The sequence below is a fragment of the aff. Roholtiella sp. LEGE 12411 genome, assembly GCF_015206995.1.
Classification (GTDB): Bacteria; Cyanobacteriota; Cyanobacteriia; order Cyanobacteriales; family Nostocaceae; genus Komarekiella.
This window is the reverse complement of record NZ_JADEXR010000228.1, coordinates 1-7000: the sequence shown is the minus strand read 5'-3', so window position 1 is coordinate 7000 and position 7000 is coordinate 1. Positions and strand designations below refer to the sequence as shown.

Genomic DNA, 7000 nt, shown 5'->3' with positions numbered 1-7000 from the left:
ACCCAATGCCCAATACCCAATGCCCCATGCCCCATGCCCCATGCCCCATGCCCAATACTAATTTCACCCAGAAGTTGCAAGATTTAATGCAACAAGTAGGTATTTCTAGTTTTAGAGCGCTGAGTCGTGCTGCTGGTGTCTCAGAGCGTCAAATTTTGCGGTTACGCCAAGGAAAGTTGGAGCGGATGCGGATAGACGTGCTGCTCAAGCTGTCGCTAATACTACAAGTGCCATTGAGTGAATTAATAGCTACTTTTGCAGTCCAGAGTGTTGAGTATCAAGTATCTTCAGAACTTAGAACTAGCAAGGAAATTGCAGATTTCAAAAGAGAGTACCAGCGATCGCAACTTCAGCTAGAAAAGCAACGAGAGGTATTGCAGCAAGAGTTTCAGCAGTCGAGTTTGCAACTGCTGGAGTCTCTATTATTGCAATGGCCCACAGCAGCGCAGAAAGCGCAGGAAAATCCACAGTTAGCAGCAGTCAAAATAGTGCCGTTGGTGCAAAAACCTCTAGAAAAACTTTTGCAGGCGTGGGAGGTGGAAGCGATCGCACCTGTGGGAGCCGAAATACCATACAATCCCCAGTTGCACCAATTGATGGAAGGAACCGCACAACTAGGCGAGATAGTCAAGGTGCGCTACACTGGTTATCTTCAAGGAGACAAACTGCTTTATCGAGCTAAAGTAAGTCCTGTGAGAGAGAGTTAGGCAAACACAAATGATTTTTCATTAGTCCGCGTGGTGCGCGTAGCGCAGCGCAAGCGCGATAGGCGGACTTTGTTTGTGTAGTAGCGAATTATATTCGCCCAATACTTTTAAAACATGCTCTTAGAGCCAAATCAAGTAATAATTCGCATTACCGACAACGGGGCTAGAATACCAGAGTCAGTAAAACAGCGAATCTTTGATCCTTTCTTTACTACTAAACCTACTAGTAAAGGTACTGCTATGGAACTGTGTATTAGCTACCAGATTAGCTCATAAAAGCATGGAGACAGGTTAGAATGTATTTCGTAGCCAGTAAATGGGGCTGAGTTTGTGATTTCTATTCTCCTGGGCCAAGGAGAAGTTACTACCTTACGTTTCAAGACGATTTAATTTTTAGGTTCGACGTTGGCACTAATAAAATCAAATTTATCAGTAAGATTTTCGGAATTTATCTGTGACTAAACTACAATAGCTAAGGAATTTTTATAATTATGTTTATTAGAGGTTAAAGGAGCGATGCTACTCTTAAAATGCTTGATATAACTGATTTTAATTGTTCAATAACAGATTTAATCATGATATTTATTTGCATCTAGTTGGTTATTTTTAATAAAAAGACAATAATTATTGTCTTAAAAAAATCAATGCTTGATAATTGCCAACACCTAATTTATTATTGCTGATAAAGCATTGAAGGTTAATAGTACTTGATTTCTATCTGGTAAGCTTTTTTCAAATGATCTATGATTGGGATATACTAACGAAAACAGAACATCATTTACATAAATCACAGTAACATATTATGAGAGAACAAGTAAAAATCATCAAGCTCAGCGGAAATTTAAACGCTACAACCTCACAAGAGTTTCGGCAAAATATTACTACGATTCTAGAAAGTGGTGCAAAAATCGTATTAGTAGATTTTCAAGATGTGACGTTTATGGATAGTTCTGGTTTGGGTGCTCTGGTATTGGCTTTCAAAACATTAAGAGCGGCAGATAGCAAGCTTGTTATCTGCTCAATCAATGAGCAAGTCAGAATATTATTTGAACTAACTAATATGGATAAGGTATTTGAGATTTTTCCGAGTCAAGAAGCATTTAATCAGATTCTAGTCTCCAAAAATTAGTTAATCAAACTGAATCTGAACTATAGATAAATCATCATCAAAAGCCTCTTTGGAGTTTAAAGCGATTAGGTAATTTAGTATCTGTTCGAGTTGGTAGTCAAAGGGATGCTGTATGTTAGCTAATAGCTGAATAAAAGCATCTAAACTCCAAAGAGTGCCATCAGATTTAGTAATTTCATAAGCACCGTCACTAAAAATATAGAGGGTGCTAGAGTTTTCAATATTGCAAAACCCATCAACATATTTTGCTTCTGGAAACATACCGATTGGCATACCGGGTGTTTTCAAGTATTTAACTTCAGAAATTGTTTGATTTGTACAAGTTACTAAAATTGCTGGTGGATGACCTGCACTAGCATAAATTAACTGGCGTTTAACTCGGTTATAAACACCGTACCAGATTGTAAAATATTTGTCATTTTGATAGCTCATTTGGAAGGTATCATTCAATGCTCTTAGCACATCACTAGGTTGATAGTAATTCAAACTTTTGAGTGCGCGGGAACGAAGCAGATTCAGCACTGACACAGAAGGAAGAGTCGCTTTGAGTCCATGTCCGGCTGCATCTAGTAGATAAATTGCTAGATAGTCGGAATCGAGCCAGTAGTAATCGAAACAATCGCCGCCAAGTTGTCGTGAGGGAATGAATCGAAAATTGATATTGAAGGGATCAGTTGTGGGGAGAGGTAGAAGCGATCGCACATATTCTGCTGCTTCTGACATTTCTGCTTCTAAAAGCAGCTTTTGGGTTTGCAAATCTCGACTCAGCTGATGCAGGCGCAATCCGGCTCTAACCCTTGCTTGTAATTCATTTTGCTCGATGGGTTTGGAGATGAAATCATCTGCACCAGCATCTAAGCCTTTGACACAATCGGCAACTGAATCTAGGGATGTTAATAAAATAAAGAATGTGGTGGATAATTTGGGGTCTGTCTTGATGCGGTGACAGACTTCTAGTCCATTCAAGCCTGGCATAATCCAATCACAAATAATTAGTGCTGGATGACAAGCCAACGCCTTTTCTATTCCTTCTTCTCCACTACTAGCAGCAAGTACCTCATAACCCTGTTTTTCCAACATCCTTTTCAGGAGTATTTTCATTGAATGGTCGTCATCAATTATTAGTATTTGAAACATAGAAAATTGCAGGCAACACTAATTAATAATTGGATTTAAAAATAAAAATATAGTTAAGGTTAATAGGTTAGCAGTATCAATACAGATATCTTACTAACCCATTCTCAATTGTCCATTGAATTTATCACCTTTTAACATTCATAAAATATTATGGCGGTGAAAGAGGATTTAGCCACAAAAAAATGATGCGTTTTAGCTCGTTCAAGTCGCGGTATGCTTCTTGCTTGAACCATTGTCCTAGGGCGTCAAAAGGGGTGAAAGATGCTCCAGTTTGCCATTTGATATCTTGACCTAATGGTGTGGTGTGAGTTCCAGGTAATGTTTGTGCTGTCACCATCTCAGGAAAGCGTTCTTGTAAGATTTTGGTTAAAGCTGCCGATTGGTCGATGGTGTCATTGCTAAATTTTATTAATAAATTGCGCCGAATACTGTATTGCTCTTGTACAAGCTTGTTAGTTTCCAACGGTGTGGGGGTAAACTCAATCGCAAAAGTAGAATTGAACTGTTCAACTAAGGGGATAGCTTCCCTGGCGGCGTAGTTGTTGAAGGATATTAAGATATTCCCAGCACGTTCTATTTGAAAGCGGCTACCAATCAGCAAGTGGAGTTTACAGCCCATACTGTGCCCAATACCGTAGATGGGAAGATAAAGCTTGCGTAATGTCGCAGTGTCCTGTAGGCGTTCGAGAGTGCGATCAAAGTTTAGGAGTACAGATTTAGCGATCGCAGTATGATCTAACGTGTTAACGAAAGGTGTAGCAATTACAACATAACCCTTACTTGCCAATTGTTCTAGTAACCAACGGTAAGTAATGTGGGGTGCAGTGGCGACGAATGCACCTCCCAAAAAATGGATGATACCGATGGGATTTTGCGGAACGATTACCCAGTTACCTCTAATTTCTTTCCAGTCCATGCTGATGAGCGATCGCTTCAGGAATATTCTTTATGTTAAACCGGGGATTGTAGTCGTGGGCAGGATTACGGAAAAAGCCATTGAAGATGTAAAGTACAGAAAAAGCGATCGCTCTGTCCAACTCATTCGCCTCACGCAATTCTCCTGATTATTGGTTTTAACGCTGACTCTGCAATTTTCTCATTTCATGTTGCACATCTAATGCAATTTGCAATGCTTCATTGAGTAATCTTCCATGCTCAGTAGCCTGTTCAGTTACTTGCATAGCTGTTAAAGTTGCTAAATTGTTGACAAACAGTTCTGTATTACTGATGATAAAGCTTTTATTTTCTCTCAAAATCTTTTCTGTCTTTAAAGCACGAACTAAATCGGTTCTTGTAAGTTTCAGTGCTTCAATAACTTTTTTTCTTTCTTTTATACTCACTTCTGGATTTCCAGCTTCTTCTATTTGGTCATTGATATCTATCGCTCTAATAACAGAATTATATCTATTAACATCATTTAACAAAATCAGTAAAGAATTTGTCATATTTAGTTTAATAAATTTATTTTTATTCTTCCAGATTAAATATAATATAGTTTGTATCACTCCTCCTACCCACAGACCTAAAATTATTAACAATATCCAAGATGGAATTGTTATCCATGTAGCAAATAGTTTGATAATTACATCAAGTATAAGATAGCCAAAAACAACTGTAGAAAAGCCAATAAAAACTACAGTTGCTCCTTCAGAGCCTTTAATTTTTTTTATCAAATTTTCTCCCAACTTTTTGAGAGGATTTATAATAATTATAAGTTTATCATTAACAGGTAAACTAGTCAGCTTTTGTAGTTCCTTCTGACTAATCTCCAAGTCCTGCAAATCATCCCTCACAGCTTTCAAATCCTTGCCAGAATAGTTATTTAGTATAATATAGCAATCAAATTTCTGGAATGCTAAGCAAGCTGGTATTTTGTCCTAAATTTTTAAAGCAAATTAATACTTCTAAGCTATAGAGATATTTTGTACAATATGATACTTATTTGCCACGATGCGCTAGTCAGACTCTATCATCCGATGAGTTACCTATAAATCTGGATAAATAGGGAATAGCCGCTAACAGCAAAAATGAAAAGGATAGCAGCTGAAAAGATTACTACATCTCGGACAATAAATAAAATCCAATCTTTTCTTAGTTCCTGTTTAAACTTGAGTTCTCGTAACTTTTGCTCAATTTCTGCTTCTTTGTGTGACTGTAAGTTGAGTATTGATACAAGTAGTGGTTTGTCACCTTTGCTAGCGATTATTTTTGATAAATCTATTAAATCTGTCATGCTGTTAGATACCAATAACTTCAGTTTCAAGGTTTTGGTTCTCGTCTGCAATCCAGAAATGCTTACCTTTTTGCTTGGCTTCTACTGCGACTTCCATAAGTGCGATCGCTTTTACCAACACTTCCGCATGATCTCCACTAATCTGTTGAGCCAGCTTGTCTAGTGTCTCATAAAGTTCTGGCGATAAATCTAAATTTATTTGGATTCTTGGGGTTTCTCCTTGTGCAGTCATTTTCATCACTATTATTTGTACCAAGGTTCTAGCCTAATACAGAATCTCACTTTTACTAATGATAGGCTAAGTTACCGCCGAATTCCGTTGATAAACTCTGTCCTAGCTTCAATTATTGAAGGCATTAAAACACAATATGCCAGGGCAAACGCATCAAAGATTGCCCTCTACCTTGGCAACACTCAAGCCAGAAATTATCCCCGGGTCGAGTCGCTAACGCCTTTGCCGCAGTTTTGGCTCGGATTGGAACACCTGCACCTGACCCCAAACCCAGAGGAAAGTCCCCTGGTTGGACTCCTGGTAGACCTACTAGAGCGCCACGAACTCGTTATCCCATTGTCAAAAAAACCTTTACCAAGCCCAACAAAGTATCTAAAAATACTGCTTAACGGCTTTTCATCCCTTTTATTACTCTGGTTTCATTTCATTGTTCAACATGGAATCAATTGGTTCAAATGTTGAGCTATTTTTGCTTGCTTTAGTCTAAACTCCAGAGTCTAAACTCCAGACCAATAAGAATTAAATTTAAAATATGTTTAAAAAGTTGTTGCCAACTGAGAGAAAATAATAAATAAGCCTTAATTAAAAATTAGGGTCAGATAATATCTTACTCATCTTACTAACTGGAACAATTATGCGATTTCTCAATTGATGAGGTGCTCTTTGGATGGCAGTAAATCCTAACTGCAAATAAAATCCTTCAGCATAAAGGCTAGCATTTGTAATCACCTTATCTATACGGTGATTAATTGCTTCGTTGCAAAAATGTCTAACTAGAGCGCTTCCTATTCCTTTGCCTTGATATTTAGGATGGACATATAGTCCGATAAGTTCATCAACAATGTAACTAGCAAATCCTATGACTAGATCACGCTCGACAGCAACCCAGAAAGTTTCAAATTTCATACTCTTCAAAATATTTGAACCATCGGGTTGGTCGCGGTAATTACGCCAAGCTAGCAGTTCTTTCTGCGTGTATAAAGTTGGAGGTAGAGCTTTGATAGCAGCAATATGAATTGCACTCATCACACACGCATCTGTTTCCTCAGCCGCTCGAAGAGATATTTCGTTAATGCTCATAATTTCAGGACTAGCATTTAGGTTACATGCCTGTTTAACCTTCTAGTATAAAGATATCAACGATGTAAAAGGTAGCAATGGTTAGGTTGGCAAGCGATCGCAATTGGTAAGAACTAATAATTGAGTATGGCAGAAATACGCGGTGTCTGGCTCACAACCACTGATAGTAAAGTTCTCAGCTCAAAGCAACGCATAGCCGAGGCAATGGACTTCCTTGCTGAGACGGGTTTTAATGCAGTTTTTCCTGTTGTTTGGAACAAAGCAGTAACGTTGTATCCTAGTCAAACTATGCAGCAAATCTTTGGGGTGGAAATTGACCCTCTGTGCGTAAGTCGCAACCCATTAGAAGAAGTGGTATAGCGGTTATCAGTCTTCTGAAGTACAGTAGCAGCAGTGAGTAAACCAACCGAGTAAATTCTCTATCGTCACTTCTGCGAATGCCGCATCTAATGCCTGGAGTAAATCAGGGTATGTCCTTGCAC

The 7000-nt window shown here is 38.4% G+C and carries 11 protein-coding genes and 1 pseudogene; 5 read left to right on the top strand and 7 right to left on the bottom strand.

Going from position 1 to position 7000, the window contains the following annotated elements:
* The first annotated feature begins 47 nt into the window (after positions 1 to 47).
* The 3 genes from grpE (at position 48) to IQ246_RS28070 (ending at position 1836) form a co-directional block, all read left to right on the top strand.
* Entirely contained in the window at positions 48 to 707 is a 660-nt protein-coding gene (gene grpE / locus IQ246_RS28080) for a nucleotide exchange factor GrpE (protein WP_194006570.1), read from the top strand.
* A 114-nt stretch (positions 708 to 821) separates the two neighbouring features.
* Positions 822 to 983, top strand: a complete 162-nt coding sequence (locus IQ246_RS28075) for an ATP-binding protein (protein ID WP_244142190.1) — start codon at positions 822 to 824, stop codon at positions 981 to 983.
* Between the two features lie 526 nt (positions 984 to 1509).
* Positions 1510 to 1836: an STAS domain-containing protein gene (locus IQ246_RS28070; RefSeq protein ID WP_194006568.1), complete on the top strand. Its 327-nt coding sequence runs from the start codon at positions 1510 to 1512 to the stop codon at positions 1834 to 1836.
* On the opposite strand, the gene IQ246_RS28065 is transcribed toward IQ246_RS28070, so the two are convergent.
* The 6 genes from IQ246_RS28065 to IQ246_RS28040 all read right to left on the bottom strand — a co-directional run bounded on the left by IQ246_RS28065 (position 1837) and on the right by IQ246_RS28040 (position 5438).
* Positions 1837 to 2973, bottom strand: a complete 1137-nt coding sequence (locus IQ246_RS28065; RefSeq protein WP_194006567.1) for a SpoIIE family protein phosphatase — start codon at positions 2971 to 2973, stop codon at positions 1837 to 1839.
* A gap of 148 nt (positions 2974 to 3121) precedes the next feature.
* Positions 3122 to 3889, bottom strand: a complete 768-nt coding sequence (locus IQ246_RS28060; protein WP_194006566.1) for a DUF1350 family protein — start codon at positions 3887 to 3889, stop codon at positions 3122 to 3124.
* The gene (locus IQ246_RS28055) at positions 3870 to 4028 is read right to left on the bottom strand and encodes a hypothetical protein (protein ID WP_194006565.1); all 159 of its coding nucleotides are present in this window, start codon (positions 4026 to 4028) and stop codon (positions 3870 to 3872) included. The genes IQ246_RS28060 and IQ246_RS28055 overlap by 20 nt, the downstream gene beginning before the upstream one ends.
* A gap of 18 nt (positions 4029 to 4046) precedes the next feature.
* On the bottom strand, positions 4047 to 4766 hold the full coding sequence (locus tag IQ246_RS28050) for a hypothetical protein (protein WP_194006564.1): 720 nt from the start codon (positions 4764 to 4766) through the stop codon (positions 4047 to 4049).
* Between the two features lie 188 nt (positions 4767 to 4954).
* Positions 4955 to 5206 (bottom strand): hypothetical protein, encoded by a 252-nt coding sequence (locus tag IQ246_RS28045; protein WP_194006563.1) that lies wholly within the window; start codon positions 5204 to 5206, stop codon positions 4955 to 4957.
* 4 nt (positions 5207 to 5210) lie between these two features.
* Positions 5211 to 5438 (bottom strand): DNA-binding protein, encoded by a 228-nt coding sequence (locus tag IQ246_RS28040; RefSeq protein ID WP_194006562.1) that lies wholly within the window; start codon positions 5436 to 5438, stop codon positions 5211 to 5213.
* A gap of 233 nt (positions 5439 to 5671) precedes the next feature.
* On the opposite strand from IQ246_RS28040, the gene IQ246_RS30025 reads away from it, so the two are divergent.
* Positions 5672 to 5827 (top strand): hypothetical protein, encoded by a 156-nt coding sequence (locus IQ246_RS30025; protein WP_208492335.1) that lies wholly within the window; start codon positions 5672 to 5674, stop codon positions 5825 to 5827.
* Positions 5828 to 6020: 193 nt separating this feature from the next.
* On the opposite strand, the gene IQ246_RS28030 is transcribed toward IQ246_RS30025, so the two are convergent.
* Positions 6021 to 6518 (bottom strand): GNAT family N-acetyltransferase, encoded by a 498-nt coding sequence (locus IQ246_RS28030; protein WP_194006561.1) that lies wholly within the window; start codon positions 6516 to 6518, stop codon positions 6021 to 6023.
* 120 nt (positions 6519 to 6638) lie between these two features.
* Here IQ246_RS28030 and IQ246_RS28025 point away from each other — a divergent pair.
* A pseudogene (locus IQ246_RS28025) lies at positions 6639 to 6875 on the top strand (family 10 glycosylhydrolase); the annotation flags it as partial.
* Positions 6876 to 7000 lie beyond the last annotated feature (125 nt).

Bases quoted from the DNA above. Each gene is read 5' to 3' on its own strand.
- grpE (WP_194006570.1), top strand. From the start codon at position 48: ATGCCCAATACTAATTTCACCCAGAAGTTGCAAGATTTAATGCAACAA.
- IQ246_RS28075 (WP_244142190.1), top strand. From the start codon at position 822: ATGCTCTTAGAGCCAAATCAAGTAATAATTCGCATTACCGACAACGGG.
- IQ246_RS28070 (WP_194006568.1), top strand. From the start codon at position 1,510: ATGAGAGAACAAGTAAAAATCATCAAGCTCAGCGGAAATTTAAACGCT.
- IQ246_RS28065 (WP_194006567.1), bottom strand. From the start codon at position 2,973: ATGTTTCAAATACTAATAATTGATGACGACCATTCAATGAAAATACTC.
- IQ246_RS28060 (WP_194006566.1), bottom strand. From the start codon at position 3,889: ATGGACTGGAAAGAAATTAGAGGTAACTGGGTAATCGTTCCGCAAAAT.
- IQ246_RS28045 (WP_194006563.1), bottom strand. From the start codon at position 5,206: ATGACAGATTTAATAGATTTATCAAAAATAATCGCTAGCAAAGGTGAC.
- IQ246_RS28040 (WP_194006562.1), bottom strand. From the start codon at position 5,438: ATGACTGCACAAGGAGAAACCCCAAGAATCCAAATAAATTTAGATTTA.
- IQ246_RS28030 (WP_194006561.1), bottom strand. From the start codon at position 6,518: ATGAGCATTAACGAAATATCTCTTCGAGCGGCTGAGGAAACAGATGCG.